This is a genomic window from Nocardia sp. NPDC004582, from assembly GCF_053602115.1.
This window is the reverse complement of sequence record NZ_JBSGCY010000071.1, coordinates 1-15,775: the sequence shown is the minus strand read 5'-3', so window position 1 is coordinate 15,775 and position 15,775 is coordinate 1. Positions and strand designations below refer to the sequence as shown.

Below are 15,775 nucleotides of genomic sequence, written 5' to 3'. Positions count from 1 at the left end.
TCCGGCCACTGTTGGTGAGGCATTGTGAAGCATCTGCCGATTGTCTATATCCGGGGCTACGCGGGCCCCACCGCGGGCATCGACGCACAGGTCGACGACCCGTTCTACGGCTTCAACAAGGGCGCCACCCACGTTCGGGTCAGCGGATCGGGTGAGCCCGCCTTCTACCAGTTCGAGGGCCCGATGCTGCGGTTGATGATCGATCACCAGTATCAGCTGCTTGTGCACGGCGATCAGCACAGCTATTTGGCGACCAGCGACGATGGATCGGTCGCCGCCGATTCGATCTGGGTGTACCGGTTCTATGACCAAGCCGCGACAACCTTCACCGCCCCGTCCGGTCGACCCTTCATCAAGCGGATCTTCACCGATATCGGACGGCACTTCACCGCCGAAGGGTTCGACATCGAGTCGGCGGCCAGCGGCCTGTACGACTTGATCAAGTTGATCCAGCGCAAGGTAGACGCCGGCGACGACAAGCGCGTCGTGCTGATCGCCCACTCGATGGGCGGACTGATCGCGCGCTGCATGATGCAGAAGGTGGCCGTCGAGAAAAACGACCCGGCGACGAATCTCGTCGCCAAGCTGTTCACGTACGGGACCCCCCACGGCGGCATTGTCTTTCAAGCGGGCCCGCTCAACTGGGTAGAGCAAGCGATCGGGCCGGCCGGAGCGGACATCTTTGCGCCGGACAAGATGTACGGATACCTGACGCCACACCACGAATTCGGTGAGCTAGCCCCCGAGGGCTGGGATCCGCAGGCAATCCCGCCGGATGTCTTCGACACCGACAACGTCTTCTGCCTGATCGGCACCGACCCGAAAGACTACGGCGTATCGAAAGTGGCGGTGGGACCGAAGAGTGACGGGTTGGTACGCATTGAGCATGCCTACGTGCGAAAGGCCCATCGCGCATTCGTCTTCAAGTCACACTCCGGCACCTACGGTGAAGTCAATTCCGAAGAGGGCTACCAGAACCTGCGGCGATTCCTATTCGGCCGCTGGCAGGTGCGTGTCGATTTGGCTGGCCTGCCGTCGTATTCGCAAATTGATGATGGCCAGCCACCGGTCTTCTGGCAGGCCGATATGCGGCTCGCAGTGCGCGGACTACCGGTTGTACTCAGTGAGCAACGTGCTGACCAGTACACCCCGATCCAGCTCAACGCCGAACTGCAGCAGCGCAAAGACAGCCCCGACGATCCGGTGCCGCTGCTCACCACATTCCTCTTCGACCCGACGAGCGCCGCGAGCAGCGCGCCGGTTCAAACCGCGGCCAAGCACCAGGGCCGAGCCCGGTACAGCCTCACCCTGCGGGTGGGCAAGCTGGTCCAGCACGACAACAGCTTCGATTTCAGCGAACATCTCGAACAGGTCCCCGATTGGGCCGACACGGCGATTTTCGATGTCGGACCCAACTCCGCGGGCGACGCCCTGCAGGCCTGGGTGGCGTGGAACAGCGAGGTCGGTGGTGAAATCGACCAGCAAGATCCGATCACTCCGAACCCATGTCAGATCACGCACACCGCCGAGGGCCGTTGGCAGTTCGACTTGCCCATGCCGGCCCCAGCGCGGGCGCTGCCGATTCTGGGTGACACCGCGATGCTGGTGATCACGATCACTGACCGCAAACCGACAACAGCGCAGGGCTGACCGATGTCCGCAAGCTCTGCAGCACCGGCCAAGCCACCCCGCCGACCACGAACCGTCAAATTCTGGTGGAGTGACCTCGCCGACAACGACCACGCACCACTGCCAGAGAGCGTTCGTAAACGAATCGAATGGTATGAATCAAATGCTCTATTTCAACGGAAGGCTTTCTACACTGCCGAGTTCGCAGTAATCCTGTTTTCTGCAGCGATACCCGTCGCGGCTGCGTTCGGTGCCCGGTCCACAATCGGCGCGGTTCTTGGCGCGCTCGTCGTCGTAGTGGGCGGACTTCGCCATCTTTGCCGGTGGGGAGAGAATTGGATCCGGTCGAGCCAGACACTCGTAGCTCTCCAAGCAGAGATCATTAAGTGGAGTACCGGGGCACCTCCCTATCAGAATTCATCGGATGCCTCCGCCGAGTTGGTCACACGGGTCGAGTCGATTGTCGCGGGCGAAACATCAAGCTGGGCACGAATGCTGCAGTCCGGGCAGGGTCAAGGCAGCAATCCGGCTGCCTAACTACATTGTGACGTCTCTGCCGCTGGCTCCGTCACCGCCTGCAACGGCTCGGCGCCGTGGTAGAGCGAAATACCCGTTACCTCACACTGATTCACATGCCCAGCCCGATTCCATCGGTGTGTCACCGAACCCGGCGAACGTTCGTGGACAGCGCACTACTCGGCGGCGTCCGCCGCTGCCTGTTCGGCGAGCCTGGCCAGCTGCGCGATGTTGGTCCGGACGTTGGTGGGCGCGCAAGTGAGTTGCGCCGCAGCAACTCTCATGCCCTGCGGATCGGGCGGTGCAAGGTGGCGGGAGGTTTCACTCCGGGCGCGGGGCTTGGTCGGCGCCGAGCCGGGCGTGGAGCCGGTCTCGGATCTCGTCGGGGGTGTAGGCGCGGCGTTTGCGTTCGGAGCGCACGATCACCACGCCGGTCGCCGCGACACCCGCGGCGCCTGCCAAGCCGAGCCACTTCCACCATCGCATGCGCCTAGGCTAGCTGTTGTGTCACGCGAAGCGGTGTCGAGTATCGGGTTGGACGAAGCGGTGGAGCTCACCAGGACCGGTGATCTATGGCTGTTCCGTGGGCATTCCGGTGCCGACCGCGCGATTCGGGGACTGACGAACAGTCCGGTCAACCATGTCGGGATGGCAGTGGTCATCGATGATCTCCCCGCCTTGATCTGGCACGCCGAGCTCGGCCGTTCGCTGCCCGACGTCTGGTCGGGCAACAACCATCGCGGGGCCCAGCTGCACGACCTGCGGGCGGCGGTCATGCGCTGGGCCAATGTGTACGAGCAGCAAGCGTGGATCCGCCAGTTGGATCGGCCGGTCACCCGCGAGATGGAGGATGCCGCGCTGCGGATGGTGGCGAGGCTGGACGGCATGCCCTTCCCCTCCACCACCGCGCTCGCGGGACGATGGCTGCGCGGCCGGGTACCGCGCCCGAAACGCCCGGCCACGCCCGAAACCCCTGCGGGACTGGAGAACGCGTACTGCGCCGAGATCGTCGCCATGACCTACCAGGGCATGGGTCTGCTGCCGGAGAAGCGCCCGAACTGGTATGACCCGGGCCGGTTCTGGAGTGGTGACAACCTGCGCCTCGCCGATGGCTACCACCTGGGCGGGGAAATCGAGGTCAAGATCCCCGCGAGCTGATTCGCGGTCATCCACGGCCGCGATGACAACTGGTCGGCTAGTCGTCGGGGGAGACGCGTCGGTTGCGTTTGGTGACGGCGCGGCGCTTCTTCGCGGCGATGCGGCGTTCCTTCGCGCCGCGGGAGGGCTTGGTGGCGCGGCGATCCGGTGGTGGGGTGGCGGCGGCGTCACGGAGTAGCGCGGCCAGGCGTTCGCGGGCGGCGGCACGGTTCTGAAGCTGTGCGCGTTGCTCGGATGCGGCGATCGTGAGTACCCCGTTGACCAGTCGGGTGGCGAGGCGGTCGAGCATCCGGGTGCGCAGCCGCTCCGGGACCGAGGGTGAGTTGGCGAGGTCGAATGACAGCTCTACCCGGCTGTCGGTGGTGTTGACGTGCTGGCCTCCCGGGCCGGACGACCGTGAGAACCGCTCGCGCAACTCGGACGCGGGTATTACCAGCGTCCGGGTCACGGTCAGGTCCTCTGCCATGTTCTGACGCCGCACCTTTCGATTCGCGGGTTCGCCGGGCCACGTCGGTTGCGACCGAGTGGTGACCCTGTCGTTCACGATAGCGACGACCTTGTCGACCCGGGACAAGCAGGCCGGCCGCGATCCTGGCAACCGAAGCAACGCTCCACTGATGTCGCCGCGCTCACACTTGGCCCGCCCCGAGCCCGCGACCGCGCGCGGCGAGGAAACTCGCCAACAGATCATCGACGCCGCCCTGCGCCTGTTTGGGTCCACGACCGCAGCCCCGGCCAGGAACGCACCCGGCTGCTCATCCGCCGACCCGCCCCACTCGTCGAACGCGTGGTAGCGCTGTCGAGACTCCGTCCACTGCGCCCCGTCCTGTACCCGGCCCTGGATCTCATCGAGGATCTCGGCAACTGGATCGATGTCGTGCGCACCCCGCATATCGGTTGCGCGGGAACGAATGTCGGTACGCGGTGGCTGCGTGTCATTCAGTTGACCGGCACAGTGCTGTGGTCGAGCACGTCCTCGATCGGGTGTGCGACCCCATGCCGGTTGTCGGGTTCGACGCCATCGAGAATCGTGTCGAGAATCGTGGCGTGGTCGAGTGTGGCTGGGAGGCGATGCGATTCACGGGCACTGACCACGACCGCGTGCAGCAGAGCGGCGTAGACGCGGGTGCGTGGGACGATCAAGTGCCAGCCGTGGCGTTCGCGGTCGCGCAGGCGAGCCTCGATGGCGTCGAGAACATCCTGGATGACCTGGATCTCGACCAGGTCCGCGTCATCGCACGGCATGGCGGCCACCGAAAAGCAGTGTGCTGTAGGCGAATGCGGCGGCGCGCAGCAGCGTGAGCAAGGATCGGCGCGGCGTCGCCGAAGACCGCTGCGCGCGTGGGTCGAGAACCATGCGCCCGGCGGAGACCAAGGCGGTGCGGGCCCGCCGTCGCACCAGACAGGTGCCGACTCCGCAGCCGAGGTGCAGCTGCATCGCGATATGCGCTTGCGCGGCAGTCAGTTCGCCGGGGTCCGAATAGCACGACCACAGCCCGCGCACCGCGTACCCCACCCCGGCGGTCCGATCCACCGCCGGTCGGGATTCGGTGGCCTGACGCTTCTCTCGTTCGATCCGGTCGATGATCGCCTGCACCGACCACGGGTTGTTGCTGGACATCGTCACCTACCTCGGGTGTCGTCGCTGTCCGTCAAGGAGACCAGTGAGGACCTTCGTGAAAACCAAGAATCTGAATATTCAGATTAGGTAGTCTGAAATCCCAGGGTGGGACCCAGATCCAGCGCGTAGCAGCATTCAGATTCTGTGACAGGTGTATTCACTTCTCCGGGGAGCATCGATGGCAGAGGACGTATCGCCGACCCTCTTGCGGCGGCAACTGGGCAGGTTTCTGCGGGAACGACGCCAGGCGACCGGGTTGACCCTCGAACAGGCCGCGGTCCAAGTTCAGCTCAGCTTCAACGCATTACAGCGCCTCGAGACCGGTCGCACGGTGAAGCCGCGACGACAGGACGTCCGCGAGTTGTGCACGCTCTACGAAGTGGACGCCGAAGAGACCGAGCAGGCGGTCGGGCTGGCGTTCCGGGCGGCGACGGCCAAGGACGAGGGTGGGATCTTCTCTCTGGGAGGCCTTTTCAGCGACGCCTTCAACATGTACGTCGGCATGGAGCGGTCCGCTCGCCGCCTGATCACGTATCAAGAGCAGATTCCGGGACTGCTGCAGACCTCCGACTATGCGCGCGCGTTGTTCCGGACCTTTCCGGGCTTCGACAATGACGAGGACATCGATCGGCGCGTCGATATCCGGTTGCAGCGTCAGGTGATGGTGACCCGCAAGGCCAATCCACTGACTGTCGAAGTACTGCTGAACGAAGCGGCGCTGCGGCGGGTCGTCGGTGGAAGGCGCGTAATGGCCGCGCAGCTCAAGCACATCGCCGACCTGAGCACCCGGCCGAATGTGATCGTCCGGATCCAGCCATACGCTGCCGGATACACCTGGGGCTTTCAACACGGCCCGTTCGTGCTGCTCGACTTCGGCACGGATGCGAAGAACAACCAGATCGAGCCGCCGGTCGTCTACGTCGAAGGGCGGTTGACGAGCGATCTGTACGTGGAGAGGCTCGAGGACGTCCAGCGATACAGTGAGCTGGCTGCGGCCATTCGAGCCGAAACATTGGATGAAGTGCGTACGCGAGACCTGGTCCGCCAGGTAGCTAGGGAGTTCGATCGTGAACGGTGACCTGTCCGAGGCGCGTTGGTTCAAGAGCAGCCGCAGCGAAACCGGTTCTCAGTGCGTGGAGGTCGCGTTTCTGGCCGGGGGCGTGGTCGGCATCCGGGACTCCAAGGATCCGACCGGTCCGGCCTTGGTGTTCGCGCCCGGCGAGTGGGACGCCTTCACCGCCGGTGTGGCGGGTGGGGGGCTCGGCGCGCCCGCGTGAGCCGCGCCGGGAACGGTAGCGAATCGCTATGGCCTGCGCGGGAAAGTCCGCGCGGGCCTTGGTCGTTCATGGATCATTAACACCGCTCGTGGTTGGCTCGATAGCCATCTGACGGTGACCGGCGCGTCGCTGTCCTGTGCCATACTCGGCGCGGGCTGCGGTCGCGCCTGAGGGAGGAAAGAGAGCTCGATGGGCCTGTTCGACATGATCCGCGGCGAATTCGTCGACATCATCGAATGGCTGGATGACAGCCGGACCACATTGGCCTGGCGGTTTCCACGCTACGAGAACGAGATCAAGAACGGTGCGGAGCTGATCGTCCGGGAGGGACAGCAGGCCGTCTTCGTGTACCGCGGGCAGCTCGCCGACAAGTACGGGCCCGGGCACTACACGCTGACCACCGAGAACATGCCGATCATGTCGACCCTGCAGGGGTGGCGGCACGGGTTCAACTCGCCGTTCCGGTCCGAGGTGTACTACGTCAATACCCGCGCGGTCACCGATATGCGGTGGGGCACACCGCAGCCCGTCACCGTGCGCGACCCCGACTTCCGGATGGTGCAGATCCGCGCCAACGGCACCGCGAACGTGCGGGTCACCGATATCGAGGTGTTCCTGCGGCAGATGATCGGCACCAACGCCGAGGTCGACGCCGAGGCGCTCAGCGAGCAGTTGCGGGCCAATGTCGCGCTCGCGTTCTCCGACATGGTGCTGGCCAGCGGGCTCGGGGCCATCGACCTGCAGGGTCGCCAGGTCGAATTGTCCGACAAGCTGCGTGAATTCGTGGGGCAGCGCCTGGCGGGCTTCGGTGTCGGGGTCGAGGGCGTCACCATGAGCATCTCGCTGCCCGAGGAGATCCAGCAGGCCATGACCCGCGGCGTCGCCCGGGGCGTGGAAGCCGGGGGGTTCATGAACAACGTTGACCTCAACCGCTATCAGCAGATGCAGGCCGCCGACGCCATGCTCGCCGCCGCCCAGAACCCCTGCGGGGGAATGGGAGCCGCCATGCAGGCCGGCATGGGCGTCGTACTCGGCGGGCAGATGGCGGGCGCCATGCAGGGCAGCATGCAGCCGCAGCAGCCGGGATACGGACAGCCCCAGCAGGGCGGCTACGCCCAGCCCGCGCCCCAGCAGGCCCCGCCGCCGCTGCCGGGCCAGCAGCAGTTCCACTTCGACAACGGCGGCCAGGCCGCGGGCCCGTTCCCGATCGACCAGCTACGCCAATACGTTTCGGGCGGCCAGCTCACTCGCGACACCAATGTGTGGGCCGAAGGCATGGCGGGTTGGGCCCCGGCCTCCACCGTCCCGGCTTTGCAGTCCCTCTTCGCGACCCCGCCCCCGCTGCCCGGCACTCCGCCGCCGCTGCCGCCGCAGTAACGGCACCCACCCCACCGGACCCGGCTGTATCCGCTCGGCCCACCCGTCGGCCCATGACCGCCGACGGGTCGGTTCGCCGTACTCGAATCCAGCCGGTCACCCACCAGATCGAACGCCCGACAACTCGGTGCGTCCCGAAACACCTTCCACCGCAATAGCGTGACCGTCGAGTCCGCCGCACCGAGTGAGCGCACATGAACGACCAGCAGCCCCCACCGCACCCCGCAGGCCCGCCCCCGCTCCCCGGCAGCGACGCCGCCCCGCACACCGCCGAACCCCGCCCGTGGACCCCTCCCGTCGCGGCCAACCCCGGCGGCGAGGCGGCGACCCCGTCCGGCCCGCCGCCCCTGCCCGGTGCCGCGCAACCCGGTCCGACGATGCCACCGCCGCTTCCGGGCTCCGGACTAGGCCACGGCGGAGCTTCACCGATGGCACAGGGTGGAGCGGTGCCGCCGCCACTGCCCGGCCACTCTGGCGTGGCGTCGTCCATGCCGCCCGCGCTTCCGGCATCCGGGCCGGGGCAAGGCCCTGTTCCGCTGCAGGGGTTGCACGGTCCCGCGGGCGATCCGCCCACAGGTGGGGGCGTGGGAATTGCTGTGCCGCCGCCGCTTCCCGGGGGATACTCGCCGTACCAGCCGATGCAGGCGCCTGTGGGTGCGATGCCGCAGCCGGTGACGGTAGCGCCCGTATTCGTGCCGGGGGCCGGCGCGCCGGAGGCTCCGGCCTCGGAGAGGAGGTCTGCGCCGCAGGCGGCTCCGGATCGGGCCATGTTGCACAGCACCGAGATGACTCGGACGTATCCGTGTTCGGCGTGTGGCGCACAGTTGGTGTTCGATCCGGCCGGGCAGGATTTGCTGTGTCCCAGCTGCGGGAACCGGTCGCCGGTGACCGCGCCGAATGTGCCGGTGGAGGCTCGGGAGCTGGGGCCCGCCATGGCCGCGTTGCGGGAGTTGCAGGGGCAGGCGGCGGGGCCGCAGGTGACCGGGGAATGGGAGGTGAAGTGCCAGAATTGCGGTGGGACAACCGGATTCAATGGCAGTCTGACCGCTACTCGGTGCCCGTACTGTGCTACGCCGATCCAGCGTGACGACGTGCACAACGCGCCTGCCCGCTTGCCGGTGGACGGTGTGGTGCCGTTCCTGGTGGGGGAGAAGCAGGCTCGGGAACTGGTCGAGAAGTGGGTGTCGAAGCGATGGTTCGCGCCGTCCAACTTCCGGAAGTACCGGCGGATCGGGGCGTTCTCGAGCTTGTACACCGCGTATTTCACCTACGACGCCGATACCGCCAGCTGGTATCAGGGTGAGCGCGGCGACGACTATCAGGTGCGGGTCGGGACCGACGAGGACGGGGATCCGATCTACGAGACCCACACCCGGTGGCATCCGGTGGCCGGTGAGATCGGCAACGAGTTCGCCGACCTGCCGGTGCTGGCCAACGAGAATCTGAACCGGGATCGGATCCGGTCGCTGGAGCCGTGGCCGGTGGAGCAGGCGCGCGCCTACTCACCGGAATTCGTGGCCGGGCATCTGTGCCGCACCTATGACAAGGACGCGGAGGAGTCGTTCCCCGAGGCACAGCAGCGGATCGAATCGGCCATCGAGTCGAGCGTGCGCGCCGACATCGGCGGCGACCACCAGCGCATCCACGAGCTGAACACCAACTGGAACCGGCTGGCGTACAAGCATGTGCTGCTGCCGATCTGGCTGCTCACGGTCGTCTACCTGGACAAGACCTATCAGGTGTACATCAACGGCCTGACCGGGCAGGTGTCCGGTGACCGGCCATGGAGCAAGGCCAAGATCATCGCCGCGATCCTGGCGGTGCTCGCCGTGATCGTCGCGGTGGTGGTGGCGTTCGCGGTCGCGCGCGGCCATCACACGCCCACCCACCATCCGAGCGGGCCGAGCCACTCCACCGTGGTCCCGCCCCGTCCCACCACCCATCGATGACCCACCGAGCAGAGCGGAACCGACCGTGTTGATCTTCGTAGCGATCGCGCTGATCCTGATCGCCGCCGTGGCCGGTGGCATCGTCCTGGTGTCGCGCAGTCAGCGCGCCACGACCGCCGCCGCCAACCAGGTGGTGCCGGGCACCCCCACCCGCGCCCCGGCCTCGTGGGCGGGCTCGCACGACCCCGAGCCGCGCCTGCACCGCCGCCTGCGCGACGCCATCCGGGCCCTGCACACCGCCAACACCCTCGACGGCGCCGCCACCATCGTGCTGCGCGCCGAACTCGAGCAGGCCGCCCTGGCCTGGGACGACCGGTTGGTCGCCATGTCGGCCCTGCCCGCCGCCGCCCTGACCGAGCAGCGGGCGACCGCCACCCAGGCCGTCGAATCCATCGAAGCCGCGGTGGCGCACTACGTTTCGGCCGCCACCCAGCGCACCGCCGCGGACGTCACCGCCGGGCTGACGGCGGCGCGGGCGCAACTCGAGATCCAGGCCGAGATCCGCAAATCCCTGGAAGCGGGCTGATTCACCAGGAACCGCCGCGAGTGCCCACGGCGTGCGCGCACACTGTGGGGACGCCAGTCGTGTCCAATGACGGGAGGCAATCATGACCGGCAATGGTGCGAACGCCAAGCAGGTCGCCATGCTATCTGTCGAGCTCATGCCCACCGGCGAGCTCGCCGACTTCGAAGCGGTCATCCACCCCGAATCGATCAACCGCGAAGGTTCGGCAGAACCACCAGCCACCCGCGGCAAGGGCCCGGCCGCCTACTACGCCACCGCCCTGTGGCTCCGCTCCGCGTTCAGCGACCTGCACTTCGACATCCACGAGGCCGTCGCGGACAACGACCTGGTGGTCCTGCACGCCACCATGAGCGGCCGCCACACCGGCACCTTCGTCACCTACGACCAGGACGCCCTACCCGACCAGGCGTTCCCGCCCACGGGCAAGCATTTCGCCGTCACCCAAACCCACTGGATCCGCATCGCCGACGGCAAGGTCATCGAACACTGGGCCAACCGAGACGACATCGGCCAGGCCACCCAACTCGGCTGGGTCCCACCCAACCCGATCTACCTGCTCCGCATGCGCCGCGCCCTGACCGCCGCCCGCAAGGCCGCACACGACGACGACCGGTCTCATTGATTTCGGTTGGGAGACAATCGACCTGATCCGTCCATGTCGGCGCTCATCAGCGTGATTATGCAAACGGATTGAATCACTGACCCACGGCTTCGCCCAACTCGCCGGGGAGCAGGCTGAATACCACCGTGTCGCGTCGTCGACCTTGAAAGGGCATATGCGACCGCAACACGCCCTCTCGCACGAAACCACACCGCTCAGCGACCCGTTGGGAGGCCCGATTATCTGGTGCGCAGGTCAATTCCAGTCGCATCACCGCCAGATCAGCGAAAGCCCATCGGGCCAGTAGCCGCACCGACCGGCTCGCCACACCTTGCCCCCGAGCGGGCGCGGCGACCCAATAGCCGACCGCCGCCCGCCCCGCGTTCCAGTCGACGTCATAGATCGAAGCGCCACCCCAGATACGACTGGGATCATTCGTATCGACGATCGCGAAACTGACGGCTTCCCCGCGCAGACGCTCCGCTTCCTCCTCGATGAACCGTGCCCGCAGATGATCCTCGGCGAAGGCTTCGACCAAGGGCCAGGAAAACGCCATGCAGCTCGGATCTCGAAACCCCGCGAACCGTTGCTCGAAATCGGGCGCGATCCAAAGGCGCAATGCCACAACATCATCGGCAAGACCACCCGGCGGCGGCGTGATCATCGGCATGCCTCAGACGGTAGCCCCACCACGGAACTGGAATGGCACTGTTCTCACCGCGTTCCGATTACCACGGTCGCGCCCATGTCCTCGCATTCGACGATGCCGGCTGTGAGGCCGTGGGCGCGCATGATGTCCGCGGCGACCGGGGCCTGCTCCTCGCTCTCCTCGACGAGCAGGTGTCCGCCGGGTGCGAGCCAGTCGGCCGCGACGGCGGCGATGCGGCGTAGTACGTCCAGACCATCCGCGCCTCCGTCGAGGGCGCGGCGAGGTTCGTGATCCCGAGCCTCCGGCGGCATCCCGGCGATGTGCTCGGACGGCACGTAGGGCGTGTTCGCGAGCAGAATGTGCACGCGCCCACGGAGATCCGAGGGTACGGCGTCGAACAGGTCACCTTCGAACACTCGCGCACCGAGAGCTGCGAGGTTCTCCCGCGCGCAGGCCACGGCGGCGGGCTCGATATCGGTGGCCGTCAGTTCTACCTGAATGCCGGCGTTCGCGAGTTCCTTCGCGAAGGCCAGCCCCAATGCGCCACAGCCGCAGCACATGTCGAGCGCGACCAACGTCGATCCCGGACGAGGCCGCGGTGTCGCGGCTGCAATGTGTGTGTCCGTGCCGGGCACGGACCCGCGGGCCGCAACGAGCTCCGCTGGTCGGCTGGACGGGCTGGGCAGCGATCCGGCGAGGTGATCCCCGGTGGGCGAACTCCTCTTTGGACGGATCATGCTGCGGCCCAGGGCTACTGCTTGCTCGACGAGGAAGCCGGTGCGCTGGCGGGGCACGAAGACGCCCGGGGCGACGGCGACGCGGACGCCGCGGAACTCGGCCCAGCCCAGCAGGTGTTCGAGGGGGAATCCGGCGATGCGTTGGGTGACAAGCGCTTCCAGGTGGTCGGCGTCGGTGGCCGCGTCGAGCAGGAGGGCGGCCTCGTCCTCGGCGAAGACACAACCGGCCGCACGCAGGCGTGCGACCAGGGTGTCGGTGTCGGAAGCGGGCACCGCGTCATTGTGCACGTCCGGACCCGCGCCGGAAGCGGGCGGGTCCCGACGGCGGGGTCAGCGTTCGGTGGGAATGCGCAGGGTGCGGGTGGTGTCGAGGTAGATGCCGCGCTGGCCGCTGCGGGCCGGCGGGGGGAGCTGGGAGACGAGCTGTTCGAGGGAGGTGGTGGCGCCGACGACCGGCATGCCCGCGACGATGAAGTCGGCCACCGCGCGGCGAATATGGTTGGGAGAGGTGACCACGATGGCGCTGGTCGCGCCCGCGTCGCGCAGCATCTGCACGCCGAACAGCGCGTTCTGGACAGTGGAGCCCGCCCGGTGGTCGGTGAGGATGCGGTTGGCGGGGATGCCGTGGCCGATCAGCCAGCCCTGCATGGCCGCCGCCTCGGTGATGCCGTTCTGCGGGTTGCCGCCGGTCACCAGGATGGGGGAGAAGGGGGAGGCGATGGCCTGCAGCCAGGCGGCCTGCAGGCGGTTCACCAGTTCGGGGCGCATGGCCCCGTCGGGGAGCAGACCGTAGCCGAGCACCGCGATACCGGTCTGCGGGCCCGCGATGGCCGGGATCGGGTTGGGCAGGGTGCCGACCGCGGCGCCGATGGCGCGGAACAGGTTCCGGGTGCCGTCGGCCAGCCGCCCGTCGACCGCGTTGAGACGGTTCATCGCCAGCTCGCGGGTGATGATGTCGCCGGTGTAGTCCGACCAGATCGCCTGCAGCGCCAGGGCGTGCGCGTCATCGGGTGATTCACTGAGCAATTGGCGCAGGTCGGCCAGACCGGCCGCCTCGTTGCCGCTGGTGAAGTTGTCCTGCGCGGAGTTGAACAGCGCCGCGGGATCCGCGTGCGCGGTGCCGGTGCCGAGAATGGCGATGGTCGCGGCCGCCGCCGCGAGCAGAGTGGGAAAACGCCTGGCGATCTGCACTGCTGTCGACCTTTCGGAGGGTGTCACGCATGCGTTCACGGGCGGAGCCACGCCATTAGCTGATCGGTGGCCCAGTGCCGGATGGAGACACGATACGACTGTCCACAGCTGTTGTCGGGTATTTGCCCAACTGGTTTCGCAAGTTTGGTCCGGCGTGACGCTGGGAACGCGCGAGCAGGCCGGCGAGCGATCCGGACAGGCGGGACGAAACAGTCCGGGCGGCGCGTAGCAAACAGTCAGACACGCGAGTGTGGGCGACGCGGACTCGCGGCGGATAAGCTGTGCACCCGTGGATACGACTTCGCTCATCGGCAAGGAACTCGCCGCCGCCATCAACGCCGACACCAAGCAGCGCGCCGCCGCCCTCGCCGAGCAGGGCGCCGCACCGCGCCTGGCGCTCGTGATCCCGAACGACGACCCGGCCAGCGCCTGGTACGTGAAGTCGCTCAACCGCGCCGCCGAACGCAATGGAATCACCTGCGAGAACATCGATCTCGGTGTCGACGCCACCGCGGAGGAGATCCGCGCCAAGCTCACCGAGCTCTCCCGGGACGCCTCGATCGACGCGATCATGCTGCAGACCCCGCTGCCCAAGGGCGTGGGCCTCGACGACGTCAGCTCCGCCATCGCCGCGGGCAAGGACGTCGACGGCGTGAGCCCGCTGTCGCTGGGCCTGCTCGCCGCGGGCCTGCCGGGCTTCCCGCCCGCCACCTCCGAGGCGGTCGTGGAGCTGGCCAAGTTCCACCAGGTGCCCCTGCAGGGACGTCACGTCGCGGTGGTCGGCCGCTCGAACGTGGTCGGCAAGCCGCTGCTGCAGCTGCTGCTGGCCGAGAACGCGACCGTCACGATCGCGCACTCCCGCACCACCGACCTGCCCGCCGTCACCTCGGCCGCGGATGTCGTGGTCGCCGCGGTCGGCCGCGCCGGCCTCATCACCGCCGATCATGTCCGCGAGGGCGCGGTCGTCATCGACGTCGGCACCAATGAGGACGACAACGGCAACATCACCGGCGATGTGAACGCCGATTCGGTCACCGGCAAGGCGTCCGCCCTGAGCCCGGTCCCCGGTGGCGTCGGCCCGGTCACCACCGCGCTGCTCATGCGCCACGTGGTCCAGGCCGCCGAATCCGGCCGCTGACGAACGACGCTCGACGAACGAAAACCAGGGAGCGCCGAGCGCTCCCTGGTCTCGTATCCAAGGGTGGTGCCTTACCGGTTGTCCGGGTGGTGCCTCACCAGTGCGTGGTGACGGGGTCGCCGATGGAGACGTTGTCGTAGTACCACTCGGCGTCGGCGGGGGCGAGGTTGATGCAGCCGTGGCTGACGTTCGCGTTGCCCTGGGAATCCACCGACCAGGGGGCGGAGTGGACGTACACGCCGCCGGAGGTCAGCCGTTCGGCGAACTCACCGGTGATCAGGTAGCCCTCCGGATCGTTGAGCGGGATGCCGATGGTCCGCGAGTCGAAGGTGACCGAGCGCTCGCGCGACATCACCGGGAAGGTGCCGACCGGGGTCTCACGGCCCGGCTTGCCCATCGACGCGGGCATCGTGCGGGCGACGCCGTTCACCCAGACCGTGAAGGTGTGGTTCGACATGTCCGCGTCCGCGGTGGTGCCGCCATTGGTCTGGAACTTGATCTGATCGCGTCCCGTCGACACCGTGATCGGGGACGACACCGGTAGATAGTGCTGCGGGGTCCACGTCAGCTGCCGGTCGTCGAGCCATGTGAACGTTCCCGCGAGGGAGTTCTCGGCACGCACATCGAGGGCGCGTTCGGCCTTGGCGCGGTCGGTGACCGCGTCCGCGTAGCGCACGGTGACGGGGGCGGCGATGCCGACCACCTGTCCCGCGCTGGGCGAGATCGCCTGGACCGCTGGAAGATTGGAGGTCGGGAGGGCCGCACCGGCGGCTCCGGAACCGAACGCGGCCGCCGCGGCGACGAAGCTTGCGACGAACAGAGAGCGAATCGCTTTCCGCATTCTTCCGTCCCTTCGAGAGATGTGGGGCTGGGTTCCTCAGCGTATGACTTGATCTTGACTTCCATCCGGAAATGTACCCGGTTCGTGACAAATGTCCCGGCGTGGGTGCTTTGTCGGACTCGCCTCATCGGGTAGTGGGAGGTGGCGGGGACCATGCAGGTCGCGGCACAAAAAGGTGCCCCGCTCCTGCTCGGAACGGGGCACCGGAAGGGCGGATTCGCGTGATCAGCGCGTGATGGCCGCCACTACGTCGTTGTGCAGCGCGTCGGCGCGGGCGAGGACTTCCTCGATCTGCTTCAGCACCGGCGCGAACTCCGCGCCCGCGCCCGCCTCGAGCGAGGCCACATTGATCGCGATGTTCAGCTGCGAGCTGGCCGCCGCCGAACGCGCGCAGTCGGCCGCCGCGCCGATATCGGTCACCACGTTCGGGTTGCCGATGGGCAGCAGTTCGGTTGCGAGGGAGAGGATCTACATTGACGCTCACCGCCAAGGACTATCTGCTGTGGGTCGCGGTCCCGTACGCGGCCCTGGGGATGTGCGTCGTCGGGCTGATCTGGCGGTATCG

19 protein-coding genes are annotated in these 15,775 nt (G+C 67.3%); 10 read left to right on the top strand and 9 right to left on the bottom strand.

Annotated features, from left to right (window positions below; genetic code table 11):
- Positions 1–24: 24 nt before the first annotated feature.
- Together ACWELJ_RS20195 and ACWELJ_RS20190 are read left to right on the top strand one after the other, a co-directional pair.
- Positions 25–1,650 carry an esterase/lipase family protein gene (locus ACWELJ_RS20195; protein ID WP_452367673.1) on the top strand — a complete coding sequence of 542 codons (1,626 nt, stop codon included), beginning with the start codon at positions 25–27 and terminating at the stop codon, positions 1,648–1,650.
- 3 nt (positions 1,651–1,653) lie between these two features.
- Positions 1,654–2,166 (top strand): DUF4231 domain-containing protein, encoded by a 513-nt coding sequence (locus ACWELJ_RS20190; protein ID WP_452367672.1) that lies wholly within the window; start codon positions 1,654–1,656, stop codon positions 2,164–2,166.
- A gap of 300 nt (positions 2,167–2,466) precedes the next feature.
- On the opposite strand, the gene ACWELJ_RS20185 is transcribed toward ACWELJ_RS20190, so the two are convergent.
- Positions 2,467–2,631 (bottom strand): hypothetical protein, encoded by a 165-nt coding sequence (locus ACWELJ_RS20185; RefSeq protein WP_452367671.1) that lies wholly within the window; start codon positions 2,629–2,631, stop codon positions 2,467–2,469.
- A gap of 18 nt (positions 2,632–2,649) precedes the next feature.
- Between ACWELJ_RS20185 and ACWELJ_RS20180 the strand changes: the two genes are divergently transcribed.
- Positions 2,650–3,303: a hypothetical protein gene (locus ACWELJ_RS20180; protein ID WP_452367670.1), complete on the top strand. Its 654-nt coding sequence runs from the start codon at positions 2,650–2,652 to the stop codon at positions 3,301–3,303.
- Positions 3,304–3,340: 37 nt separating this feature from the next.
- Here the strand turns inward: ACWELJ_RS20180 and arfB are convergent, their stop codons facing one another.
- From arfB to ACWELJ_RS20165, 3 genes are all read right to left on the bottom strand, one after another.
- The gene (gene arfB / locus ACWELJ_RS20175) at positions 3,341–3,769 is read right to left on the bottom strand and encodes an alternative ribosome rescue aminoacyl-tRNA hydrolase ArfB (RefSeq protein ID WP_452367669.1); all 429 of its coding nucleotides are present in this window, start codon (positions 3,767–3,769) and stop codon (positions 3,341–3,343) included.
- Between the two features lie 473 nt (positions 3,770–4,242).
- On the bottom strand, positions 4,243–4,557 hold the full coding sequence (locus ACWELJ_RS20170) for a hypothetical protein (RefSeq protein ID WP_452367668.1): 315 nt from the start codon (positions 4,555–4,557) through the stop codon (positions 4,243–4,245).
- Entirely contained in the window at positions 4,535–4,924 is a 390-nt protein-coding gene (locus tag ACWELJ_RS20165) for a hypothetical protein (protein ID WP_452367667.1), read from the bottom strand. Before ACWELJ_RS20165 ends, ACWELJ_RS20170 begins: the two co-directional genes overlap by 23 nt.
- Before the next feature lie 178 nt (positions 4,925–5,102).
- Between ACWELJ_RS20165 and ACWELJ_RS20160 the strand changes: the two genes are divergently transcribed.
- From ACWELJ_RS20160 to ACWELJ_RS20135, 6 genes are all read left to right on the top strand, one after another.
- Complete coding sequence (locus ACWELJ_RS20160; protein ID WP_452367666.1) at positions 5,103–6,002, top strand: helix-turn-helix domain-containing protein; 900 nt, start codon at positions 5,103–5,105, stop codon at positions 6,000–6,002.
- Positions 5,992–6,201, top strand: a complete 210-nt coding sequence (locus ACWELJ_RS20155) for a DUF397 domain-containing protein (RefSeq protein WP_452367665.1) — start codon at positions 5,992–5,994, stop codon at positions 6,199–6,201. The genes ACWELJ_RS20160 and ACWELJ_RS20155 overlap by 11 nt, the downstream gene beginning before the upstream one ends.
- A gap of 189 nt (positions 6,202–6,390) precedes the next feature.
- On the top strand, positions 6,391–7,578 hold the full coding sequence (locus ACWELJ_RS20150; protein ID WP_452367664.1) for an SPFH domain-containing protein: 1,188 nt from the start codon (positions 6,391–6,393) through the stop codon (positions 7,576–7,578).
- An 884-nt stretch (positions 7,579–8,462) separates the two neighbouring features.
- Positions 8,463–9,527 carry a hypothetical protein gene (locus ACWELJ_RS20145; protein ID WP_452367663.1) on the top strand — a complete coding sequence of 355 codons (1,065 nt, stop codon included), beginning with the start codon at positions 8,463–8,465 and terminating at the stop codon, positions 9,525–9,527.
- A 25-nt stretch (positions 9,528–9,552) separates the two neighbouring features.
- Positions 9,553–10,053: a hypothetical protein gene (locus ACWELJ_RS20140; RefSeq protein WP_452367662.1), complete on the top strand. Its 501-nt coding sequence runs from the start codon at positions 9,553–9,555 to the stop codon at positions 10,051–10,053.
- An 82-nt stretch (positions 10,054–10,135) separates the two neighbouring features.
- Positions 10,136–10,675 carry an ester cyclase gene (locus ACWELJ_RS20135; RefSeq protein ID WP_452367661.1) on the top strand — a complete coding sequence of 180 codons (540 nt, stop codon included), beginning with the start codon at positions 10,136–10,138 and terminating at the stop codon, positions 10,673–10,675.
- Between the two features lie 73 nt (positions 10,676–10,748).
- On the opposite strand, the gene ACWELJ_RS20130 is transcribed toward ACWELJ_RS20135, so the two are convergent.
- The 3 genes from ACWELJ_RS20130 to ACWELJ_RS20120 are packed head-to-tail and all read right to left on the bottom strand — an operon-like array spanning position 10,749 to position 13,231.
- Complete coding sequence (locus ACWELJ_RS20130) at positions 10,749–11,324, bottom strand: GNAT family N-acetyltransferase (protein WP_452367660.1); 576 nt, start codon at positions 11,322–11,324, stop codon at positions 10,749–10,751.
- Between the two features lie 44 nt (positions 11,325–11,368).
- Entirely contained in the window at positions 11,369–12,313 is a 945-nt protein-coding gene (locus ACWELJ_RS20125; RefSeq protein WP_452367659.1) for a methyltransferase, read from the bottom strand.
- A 57-nt stretch (positions 12,314–12,370) separates the two neighbouring features.
- Positions 12,371–13,231, bottom strand: a complete 861-nt coding sequence (locus ACWELJ_RS20120; RefSeq protein WP_452367658.1) for a YdcF family protein — start codon at positions 13,229–13,231, stop codon at positions 12,371–12,373.
- Between the two features lie 289 nt (positions 13,232–13,520).
- On the opposite strand from ACWELJ_RS20120, the gene ACWELJ_RS20115 reads away from it, so the two are divergent.
- Complete coding sequence (locus tag ACWELJ_RS20115) at positions 13,521–14,369, top strand: bifunctional 5,10-methylenetetrahydrofolate dehydrogenase/5,10-methenyltetrahydrofolate cyclohydrolase (protein ID WP_452367657.1); 849 nt, start codon at positions 13,521–13,523, stop codon at positions 14,367–14,369.
- A 94-nt stretch (positions 14,370–14,463) separates the two neighbouring features.
- On the opposite strand, the gene ACWELJ_RS20110 is transcribed toward ACWELJ_RS20115, so the two are convergent.
- Complete coding sequence (locus ACWELJ_RS20110) at positions 14,464–15,210, bottom strand: L,D-transpeptidase (RefSeq protein WP_452367656.1); 747 nt, start codon at positions 15,208–15,210, stop codon at positions 14,464–14,466.
- Between the two features lie 225 nt (positions 15,211–15,435).
- Complete coding sequence (locus ACWELJ_RS20105; protein ID WP_452367686.1) at positions 15,436–15,678, bottom strand: cyclodeaminase/cyclohydrolase family protein; 243 nt, start codon at positions 15,676–15,678, stop codon at positions 15,436–15,438.
- Between the last annotated feature and the right edge of the window lie 97 nt (positions 15,679–15,775).